We start from the raw sequence: 21,599 nt of genomic DNA on the forward strand, positions 1-21,599 counted from the left end.
AATAACGGTTAATTAATACAAAAAGAAGAGGAAAGTCTTATCAATTTTAAATGTCTTTTTTAGAAAGGTGTTAAAAAAATATGCAGGTCTTTAGCATGAAGTCGATATAAAGAATGTAGATATTACACCATGCTTAGTACCTAAATAAAAATAATAAATCAGGGTTATATAAGTCGAAAGAACAATATTCATTCGTGTATCTAACATGATGAAGCGGGGAAACGATTTTAATTTAAAGGTAAAATGGGTGAAAAGGAACTTTTTTGAAATTCTGTTCAAAATCACTAGGCACTGTCATAAATAATAATTATTATAAATGAGTAAGAACTAACACCTTTGTAGGGAGTTTTTTATAATGGATTCCAAATTGACAAAATATCAAATCATGCTTCAAAAAAAGATAACAAAACAGGTCCAAGAATGGAAAAGTACTGAAGTTCCAGTTTCTCATGAAGAGCTTCACCAATTTTTGCATACCATCACAGGTACGGCAGGTACGATATCGCTCATAGAAATTTCAAAAGCTGCAGCTGACTTGATGAACAAGATGAGTCATGAGCAAAAAAGCTGGAGTTCAATAGAAGTTGCTCATTTTTTGAGTCCAGTGACAAATTTGTTTGATGCTAACCAAAAGAACCTTGCCGTGACATTATCTTCTGAATTTACTCCGAGCACAGATCAGTGTGATAAGCCCCTTCTTCTAATTGTAGATCAAGATGTACCTTATCTCATATACAGTAAAGAACAACTAGAGAATCACGGCTTTGCTGTAGTCGTATCTCCAACCATTGAAAAAGCTCTATCGATGTTTTATGACCTTAGCCCAGATTGTCTAATCGTAAATCCATTTAGTTCAGAGATCGATGGGTACGATTTTATTAAACAAGTAAGGGAGACCGTTGCTTTTGAACTTATTCCAATCGTTGTTATCAGTTCTTCTAATGATAAAGAGAAGCGAATAGCTGCTTATCAAAAAGGTGCTGATGATTTCTTCCTAAAATCATTAGAATGGGATGAGTATGTGGCAAGGATTGATCGACAGGTGAAAAGAAGGAAAATTGTGAAAGACACTCTTATGAAAGATGAGTTAACAAAAGTATACAACCGGAAATTTCTTAAAGAAGCCTATCAACGAATTTCTTCTGAACATTTGAGACACAAGGATAACTTCTCAATGATCATGATTGATGTAGATTTCTTCAAAAAAATAAATGATACATATGGTCATACTGCTGGTGATCACGTGCTTATTAAGTTTGCTGATTTTCTTCGAACACAACTTCGGAATCAGGATGTAGTTGTTAGATATGGGGGAGAAGAATTTCTTCTTCTTTTGCCATATACGAAGCTTAAAGAAGCGGAACAGACCGCTTGTCGACTTTTAGAAAATTTGAGTCAGAACGTTTTTGTTTATGAAGAACATTCATTCTTTGTGTCTTTTTCTGCAGGAGTTTATGAGGTACACAGTCCTGTTTCTTTAGCAGAAGCAGTAAGAACTGCAGATCGTGCTCTCTATGCAGCAAAAGAAAACGGAAGAGGGAGAGTTGAAACGGCAAGCACGCAAGAAGAGTTGAACCGTCGACTTCGCGTAGCAATCATCGATGATTCAGAAGTCATTAGGAAAATGCTCGAAAGCTTTTTTACCAGTCTAGAGGTTGAAAATTATGAGCTTGAAATAAAAACATTTCAAGATGGCCTTTCATTCTTTGCGGATAATTGGCATCAATCTAACGATGAATATTTGATCATCCTTGATGGTGTTTTACCTAAGATGGACGGAATCGAAGTATTAACGAAGATCCGCAAATTTACAGATACAAACCAATACAAAATTTTAATGCTCACAGCACGAAAAGCAGAGGGGGACATTGTGCGTGCTCTGCATTTAGGTGCAGATGACTATTTAACAAAACCTTTTAGTATTCGTGAGTTAGAAGCGAGAATAAAAGTGTTAGTGCAAAGGGTGAAATGATGTTGTCACAGGAAATTTCTCTCTTAGTTTGCATCGCAATAGTTTTATTGACTTTATTAACAAGCATGTTCACATATTTAGTCATCAAGAAGGCTGTTGAGAACTCACAAGAGAAAGAAATCAATAACTATAAAGAACAAGTTCATTTAACGATCTACGATTACCTGTATCGTGAACAAAAATCACGTCTTTTAATCCCGGACTCAGCGATAAAGTTTATTGCGATTGAACGTCTATTAACAGAGTATTCAACCGTTATTGATGGAGCGGGTAAGCAGCGAATCTCTTCATTGGCAGACGAAATTTTTCATGAAAGGTATGAATCTATCTTAAAACAAAAAAAATGGAGCAGCAGGATGAATGTTCTTTATAAGGTTGATGGTTTTAAGATGAGTTCCCTTTCAGAAGTGCTTAAATGTAAGTTGAAGAATCAAGACACATCAAAAGAAGAAAAGCTTATTATTTTCCGTTGTTTAGCCAATAACCAAGATCGCGCACTCTCTCAGTTATTTCAGTCCGTAGCAGCCTTATTTTCAGTACTAGAGTACAGAAGTATTTTAAATAGAGTGGAAGATGCGTTATTCAAAACTTTAGTGGAGGATTACTTGCATTTTCCTGAGTCATTAAAGTTAGCCATCATCGATATGATTGGAATCCAAAAGAAATTAGACTTTGTTATCTTTTTAGAAAGTCAGTTAGCTGATAAGCGGTTTGAAATTCGTATACGGTCGATGAAAGCGATAGGTGAAGTTGGATTCCTATCTGACACTGAAGTCATAGGACGTTTCGCAAAATCAGAAAAGTGGGAAGAACGGTTGATGGCGGCCAAGGTGATTGGGAAGACACGAGCTTTAAACGGTCTGGATATTCTTGAAGTACTTATAAAAGATTCATCGTGGATGGTACGTGCTGAAGCTGCAAAGTCTTTTTTAAATTATACCAATGGTCTGGAACGTTTGTATGATGTTCGGTTTACCAGTGATGATCCTTTTGCCAGAGACATGGCATCAGAATGGATCGAGAGAGGAATTGCAGATGGTTACAGTTATTAGTCAGTTATGGCTCGAACTTGTTCGTGTTTTTGGCTGGTTTATTTTGTTTTATATGTCAGGCGTTGTCCTTTTTTATGGACTCCTGTTTATTTTAGCTGCATTTCAGTTAAAAAGGGAAGAGAAGATCGACTCTTATGAACGTTATGAAGACTATATGGATGCGAGTTACACAAAGCCAGTTTCTATTATCGTACCTGCTTATAATGAAGAGCTTGGAATCATAGGAAGTGTTCGTTCACTCTTGAGCATCAACTACCCAGAATTTGAAGTGATTGTTGTCAATGATGGATCTAGAGATGCAACGGTAGAAACCGTTATCGAACATTTTCAAATGAAAAAGGTGAAGAAGGTTATTCAGATGAGGCTTGAGACGATGACCATAAAAGGTGTCTACCAATCGGTGATCTATCCGAATCTATGGCTGGTGGATAAGATGAATGGTGGTAAAGCAGATGCACTGAACGCGGGGCTCAATATTTCTAACTATCCTTACTTTTGTTCACTAGACGGTGATTCAGTTCTTGAACGAGACGCTTTTCTAAAAGTGATGAAACCGATCATAGACTCGGATGAGACTGTGATTGCATCAGGTGGAAGTATTCGAATCGCTAACGGATGTGATATTCATGAGGGGCAAGTTGAAAGGATCGGCCTATCGAAGAATCCGATCGTTATCATGCAGGTTATTGAATACTTGAGAGCGTTCTTAATGGGACGAATCGGGCTCAGCCGTTATAACTGGCTATTGATCATATCAGGAGCTTTTGGTGTGTTCTCAAAAAAATGGGTGATTGAAGCAGGTGGCTATAAGCGGGATACGGTAGGCGAAGATATGGAGCTAGTTGTACGCCTTCAGAAGCTGATTAAAGATAAAAAAGAGAACAAAAAAATTGTGTATGTACCAGATCCAGTCTGTTGGACAGAGGCTCCTGATGATCTTAAATATCTTCATAGACAAAGAAATCGCTGGCATAGAGGTTTGTTTGACAGTCTATGGATTCATAAATCTATGCTTTTAAACCCAAAGTATGGATCGATCGGAATGGTATCTCTTCCTTATTTTTGGATCATTGAATTGGCAGGACCTGTCGTAGAGCTATGTGGTTACTTGTTTGTGGTACTCTCTTTTTTTCTAGGGGGTATCTATATTGAGATGGCATTGCTGTTCTTTCTCTTGTCAGTCTTGATCGGCTCACTTTCTTCAATGGGAGCAGTGATCTTAGAGGAATGGAGTCTTCGTAAATACCCAAAAATATCGGACATCGTTAAACTTTTTGGGTATTCACTAACAGAAACACTATGGTATCGTCCGTTAACTGTGATTTGGCGTTGTCAAGGGTTGGTTCAAGCGATTCGAGGTAAAAAATCATGGGGAGAAATGAAGAGAAAAGGTGTATCCGGAGGAATCTCACAATGAATTCACAACAAAAATCAAGGAAACGTTTCTTTTTTCTTTTTATTCTGCTCATCATCGGTTTGATTACTTCTCCGTTTTGGATGTGGTGGATCAAACAAGATCGTGTGCTAGACGTTGCTATTGTGGATAAAACGGTAAAAGAAGATTTATACAGAGAACATGGTGGACTAGTTTGGACGTTAAACCACTTAAAGATCGTAAATAAGAAAGAAGAAGTATACCGAGAGAGTAAGCATTTTAGCAGGTCTGTGCCAAGGTTTAATAAGGATAAAGAGCTAGATATCCTTTATGTGGCTGATAGCTATGGTGTTGAAATTCTCAATAAGAAAAACAAACCAAGTGTCAAAGGTGGTCTGACACCTAAAGAAGTTGAGAATATTAGACGTACTGTCATGTCAGGACAAACGGACCTCATCGCGGAATTTAATACGTTTGCGAGCCCAACTAGTAAAGAAGCAAGAGATGGAATATCAGAGCTGTTAAATGTGGAGTGGTCAGGATGGATTGGCAGATACTTTTCAAATTTAAACGGCGAAGAAGTTCCCAGCTGGGTGAAGGAGAACTATAAAGATCGTTATGGAGAGTGGACGTTTAAGAGTGGTGGTATGTTGTTCGTGCATGAGAATGGCGAGATGGTTATTTTAGAGAATAAAGACATGAAGAAAAAAGGTGCTCAGTTCACTTTTACTAAGGCAGGGAAGAAAACATTTGGATTGGACCCATCAGTACCGTATCATTATTGGTTCGATATTATTAAACCGATAAATGACGATGAAATAATGGCAAATTACGAATTGAAGCTAACGGATAACGGGAAAAACAAGATTCAAAAACATCATATTCCTCTAATGTTCCCAGCCATTATACAGCATCAGAATGCAGTATATAAAGCTACTTACTTTGCTGGTGACTATGCCGATCAAGCGGAACTTCCCGAGTTGTACCAAACATGGGGCATCAGTTTCATTAAACAGAAATTTGCTCTAGATGATGGTCAAGGAAGTACGTTTTATTGGAAGGTGTATCTGCCATTAATGAAAACTCTTTTGCAAAACGAGCAAAGTGCTAAGAAAACAAATGCTACGATTCATGTCGAAGAAAAGAATGGGGTTAAGATAAACGCAAAGGCATCAGGTGATTATTTACAAATTCTTGAGAACGGGAAATGGAAAAAATTCTTGATAAAAGGTGTGAACATGGGAATTGCGAAACCAGGAAGCTTCCCAGGTGAGACAGCCATTTCTAAAAGTGAATATTTCCGTTGGTTTAAACGAATCGGTGAGATGAACGCAAATGCTATCCGTGTCTATACGATTCATCCCCCAGGCTTTTATGAAGCTTTTTATGAATATAATAAGATCGCTAAAAAGCCGTTGTATCTTTTTCATGGTGTATGGGTGAATGAGGATCAGCTGAAGGAAAAGCAAGATGTTTATGCGCCAGAAGTAACAGAATCATTTAAGAAGGAAATCAAACATGTCGTGGATATTGTTCACGGTCAAGCTAAGATTCCGAAGTTGCCAGGACATGCAGGTGGTGAGTATAAGAACGATATTTCACCTTATGTTTTAGGCTTTATCCTTGGTGTAGAATGGGACCCGGAAGTGGTGGTTTCGACGAACGAGAAACATCAAGTCAAAAACAGCCTTGACGGTGAGTATTTCACTAGTTCAAACGCTTCTCCGTTTGAGAGTTGGCTCACATCTATGCTGAATTATACAACAGATTATGAAACAAAAACGTATAAGTGGCAGCACGCAGTGAGTCATGTGAACTGGGTTACGACAGACACCTTGAAACATCCTGCCGAACCTTTTGAAAAAGAGGATAAAGTTTCTGTTGATCCAAACAGCATTAAGCCACAAAATGCATTTCAATCAGGTTATTTTGCATCGTATCACGTATATCCATACTATCCTGACTTTTTAAACTATGAGAAAAAGTATCTGGAGTATGTGGATCATCGTGGAAAGAAAAACAATTATGCAGGTTATTTACATGATCTAAGGAAAGTTCATGATATGCCAGTCGTCGTTGCGGAATTTGGCGTGCCAAGTTCAAGAGGAATCACCCATGAGAACGCATTTGGATGGAACCAAGGCCACCATTCTGAAGAAGATCAAGGGAAATTTAACACGAGACTATTTGAAGATATCGTCGAAGAACATATGGCAGGCGGCATGGTATTTACGTGGCAGGATGAATGGTTTAAACGGACATGGAATACGATGGACTTTGACAATCCAGACAGACGTCCGTTTTGGTCAAATGCTCAGACGAATGAACAACAGTTTGGTTTGTTAGCGTTTGATTCAGATTCACCTATTAAAGTAGATGGTGAAATATATGATTGGGAAGGGATAGCCCCTTATCAAAAAAGTAGCACTAAAAATAGCGATATAAAAGCTTTATATGTAACGAGTGATAACCGCTATGTATATATGCGACTGGATTACAACAGCAAAGTAGATTCTGAGAGATTGAATACAACTATTTTAATTGATACCATCCGTAATCAAGGGCAGCTGTCTACACCAAATGGAGAACTTAGTACGGATACTGGTGTCGAATTTGCTATAAGTCTTATTGATCCGAGTAAATCTAGAATTTTAGTTGATAGTTATTACGATAGCAACTATTACATGTATGGACATGAACTGAAAATGATTGAGCAAAAAAGGTATGCCAATCAAAAAAATAATGGTATCTATCATCCAATAGAAATGGCTTTAAACAAAGAACTTACAATACCGAGTACGAAAGAATTCATACCCTTTCAATCATTTGAAACTGGGAAACTACACTTTGGTAATGGAAATCCAGCAGATAAAAACTATGATTCTCTAACCGATGTTAGTGTGAATGAAAAAGAACGTGTTATAGAAATAAGAATTCCATGGCTTCTTCTTAACGTAAAAGATCCTAGTCTGCATGAGGTAATGGGAGATATGTGGAAGGATACGTTGTCGGCTAGTGAGAAAACAGATGGTTTTGCCATTGGTGCTTACACGTATAAAGGGAACGGAGCTGTTGGTGACTCACTTCCACATCTAGAAAATGATGTGATTTCTCTTCAGAACGTAAGAAAGTATAAATGGAATGAATGGGATGAACCTAAATACCAAGAGCGATTAAAACAATCTTATTATGAAATGCAGAAAACATTTGAAAATGTAAAGGAATTGGGGGAATGATTCATGGCAAGAATCCTTTTAGCAGAGGATGAAGAAATACTCCGTATGCTTGTTCTAGATACACTTGAAGATGAGGGATATGAGATTGATGAGGCGACGGACGGACAAGAAGCGTATGAGAGGTTATCAATGAATGATTATGATCTCGTCATTTTAGACTATATGATGCCACGCATGACAGGTCTTGAGGTTGTTGAAAAAACGAGAAAGGTTCTAAACAAAAAGGACATGAAAATGATGATTCTTTCAGCGAAAAATCAACAAGCTGACCGTGAACGGATGAAGGAAGCGGGAGCTGATTTCTTTATGTCAAAGCCGTTCAGTCCCCAGCAGCTTCTTGAAACGATAGGGGAGATTTTGAGTGCGTAACTATTTTAAGAGGAGCTTAGGTAGGAAGGTAATAATCATTAACTTAGTTTTTGTTTTCCTACTCTTAGCAGGTATGGTTTCACTTAGACTCTATCATGTGAATTTAACACAATCACTTGATAAAGAAATCTCAGCGAAACAGAGCAAATTAAATTTTGTTGAAAATATGAGAGAGAATTTAAACTCAGTGATGTTTGATTCAAGAGGTTATTTTGCTTTTGGATCAGAGACATTTTTAGATAAGATCGGACAGAAAGAACAACAGATTGAAATGGACCTTGCAACGTTTGAAAAAAACTATAAGACTGCGCAAGATAAAAACTTATTAGTTGAGATCCAAGGATTTACAGATAATTATTTTAACGAGATGCTTCCTCGTGCTATTCAATACAAACGGCAAGGGCAAATGGATAAACTTGTTAATATGTCACAGGATGAAGGAGGCACAAAACAGGTAAATGATGTACTTGAATTGCTGAATTTATTCGAGACAGATGTCCAAAAAGAAATTAATTCAATATATAAACAAAAAGATGAAAAGACAAGTACCAGTCAATGGATCTATTTTTCTTTTTTAACGTTTATGGTGTTGGTGTTCATCGTTCTTATTCGATTAATGATGAAACAATTTGGAGGACCTCTTAGGGAAATTGCAAATGTATCCACCCAAATTACGAACGGCCACTATGTTACCGACGTTCCACATACGAAAAGACTAGATGAGATTGGATTACTCTCTCAAGCCTTTGAGAAAATGATTCGAAGCACTCAGGATAATGAACAAGAATTAATTGCCCAGAATGAAGAACTTGCCGCTCAGCAGGATGAATTAAATGAGCAACAAGAGAAGCTTCGTGAAGCTCTATTGACCACAGAGCAGAATGAAAAGATGCTTCTTAAAATGAATTCTTTTATTCATTCTATTTCTAATACACTTGATAAGAATCAACTATTGAAGAGCATCATTTCCAATATGGTTGAAATCACCTATTCTAGCAAAGGAATAATATGGGTTATTGATGGTAATCAAACCGCATCAGTAGGTCTATCAGAAAGTGAGCAGACTCAATTCAAAAAACATTTTCCTGATTCGGGTATATTGGTGAAATTAAAAGAGAGCAACTTATCTCATCAAGTGATGAGAGATGCTTCAACATCTGAAAAAGGATATGTTGAAGTAACGTATAAATCAGGAGATCTCTACATCCCAATCATTTCTGGAAAACGTGAAGTTTTGGCAGTTTTGGTCGTAACTCGAATAGGATCATCTTACTCTGGTGATGAAGTATCCGAGTACCAAGGTCTCGCACGTCAGGTCGCTCTTTCGCTTGAAAAAATAATGTTGTATGAAGATAGTGAGAAACAGCGAGTAACGATGAAAAATGTGATGAACAGCATCCATGAAGGCATACAGCTTATTGATAACGAAGGAAATATCATCTCTGCCAATCAAAAATTTTGTGAGTTTATGAGCTGTAATCAACCGGACCAATTGACTAACATGGATTTTGAGGAGTGGACTCTTCGGTTAGAAGAAAGAGTGCAAGAAGCTCCTGAACTTCTTGCATTTATACAGAATGCGGTTCATGAAAAGAACGATGTTGGCATTTCACATGTATTTGAGTTAGATGGTGAAGTGAAGCGTGTCATCCAAATCTATTCAGAAAGTCTTATACAAAACGACACTAAACTAGGTACCGTTATCGTGTACCGCGATATTACAAAAGAATACGAAGTGGACCAGATGAAATCGGAGTTTGTTACAACCGTAAGTCACGAGCTTCGAACACCATTGTCTAGTGTTCTAGGGTTTACCGAGTTGATGCTAACACGTGAGTTGAAACCAGAGCGTCAAAAGAAATACTTAACAACAATCCACCAAGAAGCATTCAGGCTGACTTCACTTATAAACGATTTCCTGGATGTACAAAAGATGGAGAGCGGCAGCCAGGAATTTGATAAAAAGTATCACTCAATTTTGCCAATTATTCAAGATGTTATAGACGTTCAAAAGGTAAGTGGCGATAAACACATGTTTGATATTGATATTCAAACGGAAATGTTATCAGTGTTCGGAGATCGAGATAAGTTATCACAGGTGTTTATGAATCTGATTTCGAATGCAATAAAATACTCACCTGAGGGTGGCACAGTTTTGGTTAGGCTCTACAATAATGATAAACATCTTATCATAGATGTTAAGGATGAAGGACTCGGAATTCCGCAGTCGGCAATTGGAGATCTGTTTACGAAGTTCTATAGAGTTGATAACTCCGATCGAAGGAAAATAGGTGGCACTGGACTGGGTCTTGCTATCGTTAAAGAAATTGTTAAAGTCCACCAAGGGCAAATATCGGTAGAGTCAACATTAGGGCAGGGAAGTACTTTTACAGTAAAGTTTCCTGTCATAGAAGATGTATATGTGAATGCCTCCATCACGATGGATAAAGGACAGAAGGCTGATATTATCATTATTGAAGATGATAGGCATCTGGCAGGTCTAATTACCGAGGAATTAATTGAACGAGGCTTTCAAATCGCACAATTTAATAAAGGTGAAGAAGCTTTGATCATGATAGAGAAACTAAAACCGGAAGCGATTATATTAGACATTCTTCTTGAAGGGGAGATGGATGGCTGGCAAGTGATTCAAACACTAAAAGCCAATGAGAACACGAAAGATATCCCCATATTTATCTCAACAGCACTTGATGAGAAGCAGCGAGGACTCAAATTAGGTGCTGCGGGGTACTTGATCAAACCTTATCAACCAAGTCAGTTAACTTCGTCGATTCTTCAAGTTTTGCTGAACAAAGAGAAGAACGGCCATATATTGGTACCAGAAGAAAATAATCGGGATCATCATTAAAGAAAAAGCCTGCGACATCGTTTGCAGGCTTTTATAGTGAACGTGATCTATATTTTTCTTCTCTTTCAATAAAACCCTGGTTAACATCTTTCCATTCTTCTTTTGTTATGGAATACAAAACAGCGTTGCGAATATAGCCATTTGAGAGTATACGCTCGTTCCTTATGAGTCCCTCTTTCACAGCACCTAATCGTTCAATTGCTTTTTGCGATCGTACGTTTCGCTCGTCAGTTTTAAATTGCACACGAATAAAATTTAATGTTTCAAAGCAGAACGTGAGAAGCAGTTGCTTGCATGCAGAGTTTACGAATGTCCGCTGATAATCTTTTCCATACCATGTGGAGCCTAACTCACATGAACGTTGAGTAGAATTTATTTCGTAAAGACGAGTAGTACCTACAATTTGCTCGTTTCTCTTGTTCACAATAACAAAGGGTAGAGCAAGCCCCTTTTCTCGAAGTTGTATCGCATTACTTATCCATTCATCCATTTCCTGTTTGGTGTTGATTGTAGTTAGCATATAAGCCCAATGGTCGGAGTGATTAATTTGAAATAGAGATATAGAGTGTTCAAATTCTAAAGGAATTAATTTAACATCGTTATTTTCTAAAATAGTTGGCTTTGTGAATAAAACTTGATCCTTCATTTTTCATTTCTCCTTACAAAAGGATTTTCATATTTATGTTAATATTTAGATATTTGATGCAAAGAGGTGACTAAAATAATGGAGTTTTTTATCTTTATCATATTAATCGTATTCATGTTTGACTCTGCAAAATTCAGAAAACAAAATGAGACGGTTATTTTACAGAATGAGAAAATAATTGCACTACTAGAAGAGATAAAGAATAAATAATTACTCCTCTTTATAGAGGGTGAAAAATTGATAATGATCTTTACCCGTAATCTTTAATACGAGTTTCTTATTTTCTTTTAAACTTTTAACCTCCCCATCAAAAGTTACGGCTATTTGGTTTGGAAACTGATTCATCGAAAAGGTATATTCGCTAATCTCTGTTTGCTTTTTTTCTTGACCAAAAGCTGTACTAAGCGTGAACGTCAGTTCTTTCGGTAGTTTGTTTTTGTCTTCAATATGTGTGAGCTTTAGTGAATTTGTTTTATCTATAGAGAACGTCGCTTGCCAGAAATCATTTTCTCCAGAAAAAACGATAGCGTTATTTTTAAATGTTCGACCCTTTGTACTTGAAGTTGGAGCTGAATCTTTGAAGAAAATCGTTAGTACGGAAATAAATCCTATTAATAAAACAGCAGCTAAAATAAGCTTCTTTTTCATTCTCCACTCTTCCTCTCATCCACTACATATCAGTTTATTCTTTATTTATTTTAGAAATCCTTGTTTCATTCATTACCAAGAATGGAGGGCTTATAGTGAAAGTCAGAAAATACGAAAATAAAGATCATCAGGCTGCTCTAGAGTACATCTTACCACCAGAGCAAGCAATTTTTACTTCCATACCTGCTGAGGTACTTGCAACGTTTCGTAATGATATCTTCAATCAGCCTTTTGTTATTTATTCCAATCAACAACTAGTAGGGTGGTTTGCTCTATATACAGAAGGATCAGGTAATATTTATACAAATAATAAGCAGGCAATTCTATTAAAATCCTTTTCAATCGATGTTAGGTTTCAGAAAAGGGGGTTCGGTCTGGATTCCCTTAAATTACTACCAAATATCGTGAAGCAGCAGTACAAAGATAAAAATGAAATTATATTAACCGTTCATGAAACGAACGACGCTGCTATATCTCTATATAGAAAAGCGGGATTTATCCATAAAGGTGAAAACTATAATGGGGAATATGGCATAGAGATGATTTTTCGTATGAGTCTTTAGACCTTTACAAAGTCTTAATTAAACCTTAACACCATTCCTTAGTAAATATTGTCATAATTTCTATACATAGACAAAAGGGGTGGCAGTTTTGAAGAAGGTTTTACAAAGGCTGTATAAGCAGATTAAAAGTTATAAGGTTATTGAACAAGCTAAATTTCCTGCATCCATGAAATTCAAGCTACATTTACAGACAAAACTATTAATGATGATGCTTTCGTTATTTATTCTAACTATTTCGATCGTAGGTCTTTTTAGTTATAACAAGGCATCTGAAACTACTAAAACGATTATTGAAAATCGATTAGAACGTGAAACAGAAACTACATATGACATTGCAAAAAACCTTAAATTTAGTTTTATTAGAGATGAAGAAATGTTTAATAAGCGTGTGGCTGAAAGTATTAATTCACAATTTGTTGGCCTTCAGCAAGATGATATGAAAGCAACTATTTTCTTATTGCAGAATGGGACGCTGATTCCTTATAAGACGAGCGGTAAAGAGACAGTTGCTTTATCTTCAGATAGTATGAAGAAAATAACTGAACTAGAAAATGGTGTTCTTCACACGCATATCCAGAATAAGCCGTACACACTAGCAATGAAACAGATTCAAGAGCTGAATGGCATCTATGTGATAGCTGTTGAAACAGAAAGCTATATGCAACCCGTTTATGAACTCAGAAACTTTATTACTATTGCCGTAATCATTAGTATTCTATTAACTGCATTAGTAATTATTTGCGTTATCAGAAGCATTACTTCGCCATTAACAGCACTCAACCAAGTTATGAAACGCGTTCAAAAAGGCGATTTTCAACATAATGTGGATTACCATTCTAGACATCTTGAAATTCAAAGACTCATTGATAGCTTTAACCAGATGATGATTTTTATTAGAAATATTCATGATCAGATTCAACAAATATCAGGCGAACTAACTGTTCAAGGCAATAAACTCGAACATACTTACAGTGAAGCCAACCGATATAATGAACAACTTGTTAAAAAGATAGAGAATGTGATGACAGGGGCAAAAGAAACGGCAACAAGTTCAGAACACAGTGTCCGACTATTTATCGATATGCAGGAAAAAGTGAGTGAGTTGAACAAAACGGTGATGACTGTGATGGATGAGTTTTCATCTATGAACCATAATGCAGTTTCCGGCCAAGAAAAAGTAGGGAAGCTAGTTGGTGAGATTCATGATAATCATGACCGCTTCGTGCAACTAAACAAAATCATTGATGAGATGGGTACATACTCAAGTCACTCACAAAATGTGATCTCTACGATAAAGGAAATTTCTGAACAAACAAAACTGCTAGCATTAAACGCTCGAATTGAAGCGGCTAGAGCAGGAGATGCTGGAAGAGGTTTTGCCGTAGTTGCTGATGAAGTAGGGAAATTAGCGGACCAATCGAGTAAAGCGGCGGCAGATATCATTGCGACAGTAAACCAAATGAACCAAACTGCTTTACAAGCAATCCAAGAGGCACGCCTTCTTGGAGAAGCGAATCTTTCACATGTGGAAAAGGTGAAGGATACGACTGGTTACATTCAATATATAATGAATTCAGTGGTAGACAACAATGAGCGAATGGTTGAGATGAGTCTAGCTCTGCAACAGTTAAAAGTGGTATTGCCTGAGATTGAAACAGCTGCTATTCAATTTTCAAGCATTTCTCAAGAAACTCTAGCAAGTTCAGAAGAGATGTCTGTAACTTCTGTTAAACAAAATGAAAAGATTAAACAGGCTTATCTCGTTGGAGCAACGTTATCGAGCCTGTCCCATCAATTAACTCAGGAAAGTCAGTATAAGCGTGTGAGTGAAGGAAAAGGAAAAGCGTAAACGAGGAAAGTGACGGGGCATCCGTCACTTTCTTTCATTTGGCTTCTCGTTTATGCTCCTACTTCCAAAGATCTTTCAGCATGTACGAGTTTTTTATATAGAGTTTCTCCTTGCATCAGTTCATGATGTGTTCCGCTTTCCATGATACAACCTTTATCCATTACATATATGACATCTGCGTTCTGAATGGTTGAAAGTCTATGAGCTATAATAATGGTAGTCTTATTACATCTTATCTGATCAAAACTAGTTTGAATCTGTCGTTCTGTTTCAAGGTCCAATGCAGACGTGGCTTCGTCTAGTAACAGTACTTCAGGATTCGTTAGTATAGCTCGGGCAAGTGCGATACGTTGTCTTTGTCCACCTGATAAGGTGATGCCTCTCTCTCCAACCTCAGTATCATACTTTTCTGGCAGAGATTCGATATAATCATGTATTTGTGCTGATTTACAAGCAGCAAACAATCTTTCATCCGAGAAGTCTCTTCCAAACAAAATATTATTTTTTATGGTATCGGGAAAGAGATATGGTTCTTGTGAAACGAAGCCTAGCTGTTTAACCCAATCTTGGTAATAAAGATCATGTAAAGGCAGTTTATTTATTAATATAGCTCCTCGAGTAGGTTGATAGAATCGTAGTAAAAGTTTTGCAATAGTAGATTTTCCACCACCACTCGTTCCTACAAAAGCAATTTTTTTTCCGGCAGTTATTGTGAAGAAAAGTCCATCTAGTACCTTTTTAGAAAGATTTTCTTCATATGAGAAAGATACATCATGAAAAGTGATACTTTCTATTTTTTTTGAGAGAGGCAGGTTTCCGTCTTTCTCAATAGGTCCTTCCATAACTGAACGTAATCGGTCCACGTTTGCATAGAGATTAGAAAGTTCCATAGAGAATGTAAACAATCGATGAAGAGCATCCATCAATTGTCCAGTAAACTGAAAAACAATCACAAATGTTCCTATTGATAATGACCCTTGAATGACTTGATAGCCACCGTATCCTAACACTATTAAGGAAGCACCCCACTTTAGGGGTTCACTTACTAATAACTGTTTATTGTTAATTCTTGCTTGATTCATGGCAGCATTAAAGTACCGCTTGAAATATCGATTATATTTTGAAGTTTCCCAGTCTATTCTGTTGTATGCTATTACTTCACGAGTGGAAGAGATACCTTCTTCAATATGGATAAGCAGGTCTGTTCTACAATTCTGTGCTTCCTGCCCGGCTTTTCGAATTAGAGGGGAAAAGAATCTTCCCATGAAAAAATATAGGAGGCTGAATACTAAGATAGAACCTAACATGATCGGTGATGAGTGATAAATAATCACTGTTAATAAAAGGATGGTCATAAACAACTGTATTAAACGAGGGATATGACCACCGATTATTGCAGCAACTTGCATGACATCGTTAGAGAGATAATGTACATACTTTGTAGCACGTTCATTATGAAACGTTTTTACGGGTATCCTTTGCATATAACTCATAAAATCAAAAGTTAGTCGACTTATCATTTTTGCTTGAATGCGATGAAATGTATGTGGCGCGGCCGTGAATAATAAAGCGTAAGCAACAAAGGATAAGGAAAATAAAAGTAGAATAGGGACAAGTCGGTTATAGTGTCCATTAATAAAAACATCATCAATGATATATTTTTGCAGAGCAGTATTTGCAATTATAGAAATGGATTCTAATCCTAGTAAAGTAAGAGAGAGCAAAAATAACCATTTAATCTTTTTTATATAGTGAAACAACCATTTCATATTATTCATTAAATTCCCCCAATTTTAATAGTCTTTGCTTCCTCTTGACCTTCAGCAAGAGAGTAGAAGATTCCTTGCATTGCCATTAACTCCGAGTAAGTTCCTTTTTCTGCAACCATACCATCTTCCAGTACAACGATTTGATCATAATCTTGAATCGTCGATAAACGATGGGCAACTGTGAACGTTGTTTTTCCTTGTAAAAGTGTGTCTAGTGCTTTTTGTACTTCTACTTCACTAACATGATCTAACGCAGATGTCGCCTCATCGAGAAGTACGATACTAGGGCTTTTCAAAAACATACGGGCAATAGAGATTCGCTGTTTTTGTCCACCTGATAGCTTAATGCCTCGTTCACCTATCAGCGTATCGTACCCATTTTCCAACTTCATAATAAAATCGTGAGCATATGCTGCTTTGGCAGCTGCAACGACCTGTTGCTCTGTTGCTTGCGGATCTCCAAAACGAATATTTTCCTTAACGCTTGTACCGAACAAATAAGTTTCTTGAAAAACATATCCGATCGATTCACGTATCTGAGATAGCTCTAATTCTTTCAGAGATACACCATCAAGTAAAATTTCACCTTTGTTAGGGTCATAAAATCGTCCTAATAATTTTAGTAGGGTAGATTTCCCGTTTCCACTCGTTCCTACAAATGCAATTCGCTGTCCAGATTGAACAGTTAATTGAAAACCTTTTATGATTTCACCTGAAGTAGGATAACTGAAATGTACATTGCAAAAGTCTATATTTCCCTTAACATTTAAAAGGTGTAAGGGATGAAGTTGTTCTTTTATCTCTGGTTCAATTTTTGTCATTTGATAAATTTTATCTACCTGAAACATCAAGATTCTTTGCTCAGTTAAAGAGGTAACAACTGCTGTTAACCGATGCATAGCCGTAAAGTAATAAAGCAGAAAAGCTACAAACTCGCCAACACTAAGAGAATTGGACTGAACGAGAATTGATCCATAGATTAAGATTGCAATGGCTCCGGCATTATAAGAAAGCCTCCTGACTGTACCTCTGATATAAGCATAAAGAAATGCTTTGACCATGCTTTTATTTAAAGTTTGCACGTCTTGATTTAATCTTTCATACTCCCACTTTTCTGAAGAGTAAGCTCGAACTTCAATCAAAGAACTAATTGTTTCATAGATTTTTTTGTTCAATGTGATTCGGTTGGTACTAAGCTCTTTGCTGAGAATAGATGCTTTTTGTTCAAACCGAGGTCCGATCAGATAATAAAGAAGGAAAGATGGAATGATAATGAGAGCGAGTTTAACGTTCAGTGTAAACAATATTGAAATTGCAATGATAGAGAAGATAGCTTCTTGAATCATGAACGGAATAAAATGACGGTACAGATTTTGAACTGCAGAAACTTCCGTATTCATTAAAGAAAGCGATTCTCCTATGGGGGTTCTTTCAAAATGAGAAAATCCTAGTTTTCTAAGGTGAGAGAAAATCTTGAAGTGAATATCTCGAGAAGCTTTTTCTTGTACAATTCGTTGCAAATTGTTCCTGATCGTACTCAGGTAAATCATAAAAACGATTAATCCAATAACACAGCTTAGAAGTGTGAAAAAGAGTGTAGTGTCCTTTTCTGGAAAGATTACATCGATAAAATACTGAATAAACTTTGGAATAATCAGTTCAATGCTTGTGACAATAATGCTGCTGACAATCATTAATATAAACAGCCACTTATAAGGACGAAGGAAGGATAGTGCCCAAAGGTACACTTTAAACAAGTAAGAATTAGAGTGGGAAGACATAAATCAGCTCCTAACTATTTATTCCTTTCAAATGAGCGGAAGTTATATTTTACAATAAGTTTGTTACCGTTTCCATAACTATTTTACATTTTTTTAATGGTATACTTGGAATTAATAATCTCACCAATACTTACACATAAAACATAGATTATGGAGGAATAAACCATGTTTAATAGTGAAGCGGAATTAGTTCTTTCGGCAAAAGCTCCTTTAGGTGAAGGACCTTGCTGGGACTCTAAACACGGCGTCCTTTATTGGGTTAGCATTTTAGATAAAAAGGTAAACATCTACGATCCACGCTCTCACCAAAACCGAGAGATTCAACTTGATCAAATGGTAGGAACGGTTGTGCCGAGAGAATCAGGTGGTTTAGTCGTAGCTCTTCAGAACGGATTCTTTTTTCTAGATCTTAACACGGAAAAACTTACACCTATTGTTGACCCTGAACAAGAGCTTCCTGAGAATCGCTTTAACGATGGGAAGTGTGACCCGTTAGGTAGGTTTTGGGCAGGCACGATGAGTTTAAGTGAAGAAGCTGAAAAAGGCTCTCTCTATTGTTTAAATCACGATCTTAATGTGGAAAAGAAGCGAGAAAATTTAACGATTTCGAATGGTTTGGCGTGGTCGCCTGAACAATCGTATATGTATCTAATTGATACACCAACGAAAAAAGTAACGAGATTCCAATATGATCTTCAAACGGGCCGCATCCAAGAAGCAACAGAAGTTATATCCTTTCCAGAAGGAGTAGGTGCTCCAGATGGAATGACGATTGATGAAGAGGGCATGCTTTGGATCGCTCATTGGGGCGGTGCACAAGTCTCCCGGTGGAACCCAGAAACAGGCGAACAGCTATCTTCTATTCCCATTCCATCATTAAATGTTACTTCATGCACATTTGGCGGAGAAAATATGGACGATTTGTATGTAACAACAGCTAGGAAGAATACAAGTGCAGAGAACCTAGAAAGATTTCCAGAAGCTGGCGGGTTGTTTAAAGTAAGACCGGGTGTTAAAGGAATGCCAGCCTATGCTTTCAAAGGGTAAAAGCAGGACAGCGTTATTATCAAACGCTGTTTTTTTTTGATTAACAAAAACTTGCAATCATCGTTTGTCGTCTAATTATAAGAGAGGGGGGATTGGTATGGAAAACATGTTAGTTGAAGTGATCTCGGCAGAAGATAAAGAGCACATATTAAATGAAGCCATGAATGAGCATGGTCAAGACTTGATTCAGTTGGTCTATTCTTATGTGAATCAAATAAGCATTGCTGAAGACTTAACACAAGATATCTTTGTTAAGTGTTATAACGCATTGCATACATATAACGGAAAATCAAAATTTAAAACATGGCTATGGCGGATTGCCATTAACCATTGTAAGGACTTTTTGAAAAGTTGGTACAACAATAGAGTTATCGCTACTGATGAAGAGCCTTCTTTTCATCGGACTGAAGTGGATGTGGTTGAACATGAAGTCATTCAAAAAGAAGATGATGAGAAGTTAATTCATGCGATTATGCAACTGGAAATCAAATATAGAGAGGTAATTTATCTCTTTTATTATGAGGAGCTACCTATTAAAGAGATCGCACTGGTGACTGAAGTGAGTGACAATACCGTCAAAACTAGATTGCGCCGAGCAAAAGAACTATTGAAAATACGTTTGGAGGGTTAGGGATGGAGAACCGTTTAAAAAACTTAAAGAAAATGATGAACGAAAAGACCTTTTCACAAGTAAGGTTCACCGAAAAACATCGCGAAACCATACAAAATAATCTAAGTAATCAAGAAAATAAGGAAAAGATTGTATTTAACATTTTGCAATTATTAAACCAAGAAAAGACAGGCTATGAGTTAGCAAACTTACTTTTTGCTCGAGGGATAAAACAATTTAATGACAATGAAGGATCTCTCTATATTTTATTGCACCGTTTAGAGAGTAATGGGGTCATTCAATCAAGCTGGCTATCAAAAGAGGAAACCAAGTGTTATCAGTTAACAAGTAAAGGTAAAAGATTATTGAAACAAGCGAATCAAAAGGAGAATCGGTCACCAATCATTTTGCAGCAGTTGATAGGAGGAGCCGAATGGAAAATCGCAGAAAGTCATTTCTAAACGAGGTTACGAGTCAGATTCGTTCAAAGGAAGCAAAAGATCGAGTTTCTGCTGAGTTGAATTACCATGTGAAAGAAGCGAAAATGCGATGGGTAAATAAAGGATACTCTGATGTGGATGCAGAACAAAAAGCGATTGAGCAGATGGGAAGCCCGATTACGCTAGGTATTCAGTTAAACAAGATTCATCGTCCAAGAATTGATTGGATCTTGTTGAGTTTATTGACGGCTGTACTCTTGCTAGGGTTTCTGCCAGTACTTTCTCTTGGGTATGACAGCAATCATTATTTTTTAATGAGAAAGATGATATTGGTTGTACTTGGCATGATTGTCGCATTAGGTCTGATGTTTGTTGATTATCGGAAGTCAGTAAGCTGGGGATGGATGTTTTATGGGGTAGGTACTTTGTTACTGCTGTCTTTACTCTTCTTTTCTAGTGGTACGATTAATGGGAAGCCTGTCTTTGCTTTTGGGCAACTAACGATTGAAAGTATTGCTGCGCTTCCATTCTTCCTGATTGCCTGGGCTTGTTTCTTTAATAAAGATACCTTTAAAATCTATCAATTTATACTATTATTCTTGGTTTCGCTATTATTATTCTTCGTGATACCAAGTATCGCAACGACTTACTTGTATCTTGCCATGGTGCTATCCATGTTATGGTGGAGCAAATTTTCTAATCGTCAAAAAGGTGTTGTTTCAGGTATTACGGTGGGTTCGTTACTATTAATAGGTATTTTCTCATGGCAGTATCAACCGTATTATATAAAAGATAGAATGATAGGTTTTTTGAATCCTGGAAAAGTAGCTGATGGAGCAGGATATCAGGTGCTTCAAATTAAGAAGTTAATATCCGGTGCTGGATGGTTTGGAGGAAGTCAGAACGAGCAGCAGTTCATACCTGAAGCACACACAGATTTTGCATTTGTTAGCATAACGTATCATTTCGGCTGGATAGCAGCGATTTTCCTTACGCTTATCCTTATATTAGTGCTTGCAAGAATGGTCATCGCCACTCAGCAAGTTAGAGATTACTTTGGAAAACTTCTAATCATAGGCAGCTTATCATTATTATTTTTTCAAATAGTAAGTAATATCGGAATGGCGTTCGGGTTCTTCCCTCTTACTAGCATGTCACTGCCGTTTATCAGTTACGGCTTGGTGCCGATTCTATTAAACGCTATCTTAATCGGAGTTGTGCTGAGCGTGTATCGTAGGAAAGATCTTAGCAGTTCGGCTTTTTAATAAGAATTTTAAAACTACTTCATAAAGCACTTATTATAGGTTTAGCTTTAGCGAATATCCAGGCTTAACGAGTAAAAAAATAAATATTCGGAAAATTATATTTACTTT

At 36.9% G+C, this 21,599-nt stretch carries 17 protein-coding genes; 13 read left to right on the forward strand and 4 right to left on the reverse strand.

The window, feature by feature from the left end; all coding sequences use genetic code 11:
- Positions 1-355: 355 nt before the first annotated feature.
- Genes P4V41_RS17325 through P4V41_RS17350 form a run of 6 tightly spaced genes read left to right on the forward strand, consistent with a single transcriptional unit; the run spans position 356 to position 10,873 of the window.
- On the forward strand, positions 356-1,972 hold the full coding sequence (locus tag P4V41_RS17325) for a diguanylate cyclase (RefSeq protein WP_328086429.1): 1,617 nt from the start codon (positions 356-358) through the stop codon (positions 1,970-1,972).
- Between the two features lie 2 nt (positions 1,973-1,974).
- Positions 1,975-3,024: a hypothetical protein gene (locus P4V41_RS17330; RefSeq protein WP_328086430.1), complete on the forward strand. Its 1,050-nt coding sequence runs from the start codon at positions 1,975-1,977 to the stop codon at positions 3,022-3,024.
- Positions 3,008-4,441, forward strand: a complete 1,434-nt coding sequence (locus P4V41_RS17335) for a glycosyltransferase (protein WP_328086598.1) — start codon at positions 3,008-3,010, stop codon at positions 4,439-4,441. The genes P4V41_RS17330 and P4V41_RS17335 overlap by 17 nt, the downstream gene beginning before the upstream one ends.
- Entirely contained in the window at positions 4,438-7,635 is a 3,198-nt protein-coding gene (locus tag P4V41_RS17340; RefSeq protein ID WP_328086431.1) for a hypothetical protein, read from the forward strand. The genes P4V41_RS17335 and P4V41_RS17340 overlap by 4 nt, the downstream gene beginning before the upstream one ends.
- A gap of 3 nt (positions 7,636-7,638) precedes the next feature.
- On the forward strand, positions 7,639-8,004 hold the full coding sequence (locus P4V41_RS17345) for a response regulator (RefSeq protein WP_328086432.1): 366 nt from the start codon (positions 7,639-7,641) through the stop codon (positions 8,002-8,004).
- Entirely contained in the window at positions 7,997-10,873 is a 2,877-nt protein-coding gene (locus tag P4V41_RS17350) for an ATP-binding protein (RefSeq protein WP_328086433.1), read from the forward strand. Before P4V41_RS17345 ends, P4V41_RS17350 begins: the two co-directional genes overlap by 8 nt.
- Before the next feature lie 31 nt (positions 10,874-10,904).
- Here the strand turns inward: P4V41_RS17350 and P4V41_RS17355 are convergent, their stop codons facing one another.
- Positions 10,905-11,519, reverse strand: a complete 615-nt coding sequence (locus tag P4V41_RS17355; protein WP_328086434.1) for a GNAT family protein — start codon at positions 11,517-11,519, stop codon at positions 10,905-10,907.
- Between the two features lie 78 nt (positions 11,520-11,597).
- Here P4V41_RS17355 and P4V41_RS17360 point away from each other — a divergent pair, with 78 nt between their 5' ends.
- Positions 11,598-11,729 (forward strand): hypothetical protein, encoded by a 132-nt coding sequence (locus P4V41_RS17360; protein ID WP_328086436.1) that lies wholly within the window; start codon positions 11,598-11,600, stop codon positions 11,727-11,729.
- On the opposite strand, the gene P4V41_RS17365 is transcribed toward P4V41_RS17360, so the two are convergent.
- A complete protein-coding gene (locus P4V41_RS17365; protein ID WP_328086437.1) occupies positions 11,730-12,167 on the reverse strand; it encodes a hypothetical protein in 438 nt (145 codons plus the stop codon).
- Between the two features lie 95 nt (positions 12,168-12,262).
- On the opposite strand from P4V41_RS17365, the gene P4V41_RS17370 reads away from it, so the two are divergent.
- Positions 12,263-12,730 carry a GNAT family N-acetyltransferase gene (locus P4V41_RS17370; RefSeq protein ID WP_328086438.1) on the forward strand — a complete coding sequence of 156 codons (468 nt, stop codon included), beginning with the start codon at positions 12,263-12,265 and terminating at the stop codon, positions 12,728-12,730.
- 88 nt (positions 12,731-12,818) lie between these two features.
- Positions 12,819-14,579, forward strand: a complete 1,761-nt coding sequence (locus P4V41_RS17375) for a methyl-accepting chemotaxis protein (protein WP_328086440.1) — start codon at positions 12,819-12,821, stop codon at positions 14,577-14,579.
- Between the two features lie 50 nt (positions 14,580-14,629).
- Here the strand turns inward: P4V41_RS17375 and P4V41_RS17380 are convergent, their stop codons facing one another.
- Positions 14,630-16,357 carry an ABC transporter ATP-binding protein gene (locus P4V41_RS17380; protein ID WP_328086441.1) on the reverse strand — a complete coding sequence of 576 codons (1,728 nt, stop codon included), beginning with the start codon at positions 16,355-16,357 and terminating at the stop codon, positions 14,630-14,632.
- Positions 16,357-18,129: an ABC transporter ATP-binding protein gene (locus tag P4V41_RS17385; protein ID WP_328086442.1), complete on the reverse strand. Its 1,773-nt coding sequence runs from the start codon at positions 18,127-18,129 to the stop codon at positions 16,357-16,359. The genes P4V41_RS17380 and P4V41_RS17385 overlap by 1 nt, the downstream gene beginning before the upstream one ends.
- 165 nt (positions 18,130-18,294) lie before the next feature.
- Between P4V41_RS17385 and P4V41_RS17390 the strand changes: the two genes are divergently transcribed.
- The 4 genes from P4V41_RS17390 to P4V41_RS17405 all read left to right on the forward strand — a co-directional run bounded on the left by P4V41_RS17390 (position 18,295) and on the right by P4V41_RS17405 (position 21,491).
- Positions 18,295-19,176, forward strand: coding sequence for an SMP-30/gluconolactonase/LRE family protein (locus P4V41_RS17390; RefSeq protein ID WP_328086443.1), 882 nt, complete (start codon positions 18,295-18,297; stop codon positions 19,174-19,176).
- 97 nt (positions 19,177-19,273) lie between these two features.
- On the forward strand, positions 19,274-19,807 hold the full coding sequence (locus tag P4V41_RS17395) for a sigma-70 family RNA polymerase sigma factor (protein ID WP_328086444.1): 534 nt from the start codon (positions 19,274-19,276) through the stop codon (positions 19,805-19,807).
- Between the two features lie 2 nt (positions 19,808-19,809).
- Positions 19,810-20,247, forward strand: coding sequence for a PadR family transcriptional regulator (locus P4V41_RS17400; RefSeq protein ID WP_328086445.1), 438 nt, complete (start codon positions 19,810-19,812; stop codon positions 20,245-20,247).
- On the forward strand, positions 20,220-21,491 hold the full coding sequence (locus P4V41_RS17405; protein ID WP_328086446.1) for an FtsW/RodA/SpoVE family cell cycle protein: 1,272 nt from the start codon (positions 20,220-20,222) through the stop codon (positions 21,489-21,491). The genes P4V41_RS17400 and P4V41_RS17405 overlap by 28 nt, the downstream gene beginning before the upstream one ends.
- The last annotated feature ends 108 nt before the right edge of the window (positions 21,492-21,599 follow it).

Source organism: Fictibacillus nanhaiensis (assembly GCF_036213205.1).
GTDB classification, from domain to species: domain Bacteria; phylum Bacillota; class Bacilli; order Bacillales; family Fictibacillaceae; genus Fictibacillus; species Fictibacillus nanhaiensis_E.

Bases quoted from the DNA above. Each gene is read 5' to 3' on its own strand.
- P4V41_RS17405 (WP_328086446.1), top strand. From the start codon at position 20,220: ATGGAAAATCGCAGAAAGTCATTTCTAAACGAGGTTACGAGTCAGATT.
- P4V41_RS17335 (WP_328086598.1), top strand. From the start codon at position 3,008: ATGGTTACAGTTATTAGTCAGTTATGGCTCGAACTTGTTCGTGTTTTT.
- P4V41_RS17395 (WP_328086444.1), top strand. From the start codon at position 19,274: ATGGAAAACATGTTAGTTGAAGTGATCTCGGCAGAAGATAAAGAGCAC.
- P4V41_RS17345 (WP_328086432.1), top strand. From the start codon at position 7,639: ATGGCAAGAATCCTTTTAGCAGAGGATGAAGAAATACTCCGTATGCTT.
- P4V41_RS17355 (WP_328086434.1), bottom strand. From the start codon at position 11,519: ATGAAGGATCAAGTTTTATTCACAAAGCCAACTATTTTAGAAAATAAC.
- P4V41_RS17390 (WP_328086443.1), top strand. From the start codon at position 18,295: ATGTTTAATAGTGAAGCGGAATTAGTTCTTTCGGCAAAAGCTCCTTTA.
- P4V41_RS17340 (WP_328086431.1), top strand. From the start codon at position 4,438: ATGAATTCACAACAAAAATCAAGGAAACGTTTCTTTTTTCTTTTTATT.
- P4V41_RS17380 (WP_328086441.1), bottom strand. From the start codon at position 16,357: ATGAATAATATGAAATGGTTGTTTCACTATATAAAAAAGATTAAATGG.
- P4V41_RS17365 (WP_328086437.1), bottom strand. From the start codon at position 12,167: ATGAAAAAGAAGCTTATTTTAGCTGCTGTTTTATTAATAGGATTTATT.
- P4V41_RS17325 (WP_328086429.1), top strand. From the start codon at position 356: ATGGATTCCAAATTGACAAAATATCAAATCATGCTTCAAAAAAAGATA.
- P4V41_RS17385 (WP_328086442.1), bottom strand. From the start codon at position 18,129: ATGTCTTCCCACTCTAATTCTTACTTGTTTAAAGTGTACCTTTGGGCA.
- P4V41_RS17360 (WP_328086436.1), top strand. From the start codon at position 11,598: ATGGAGTTTTTTATCTTTATCATATTAATCGTATTCATGTTTGACTCT.
- P4V41_RS17400 (WP_328086445.1), top strand. From the start codon at position 19,810: ATGGAGAACCGTTTAAAAAACTTAAAGAAAATGATGAACGAAAAGACC.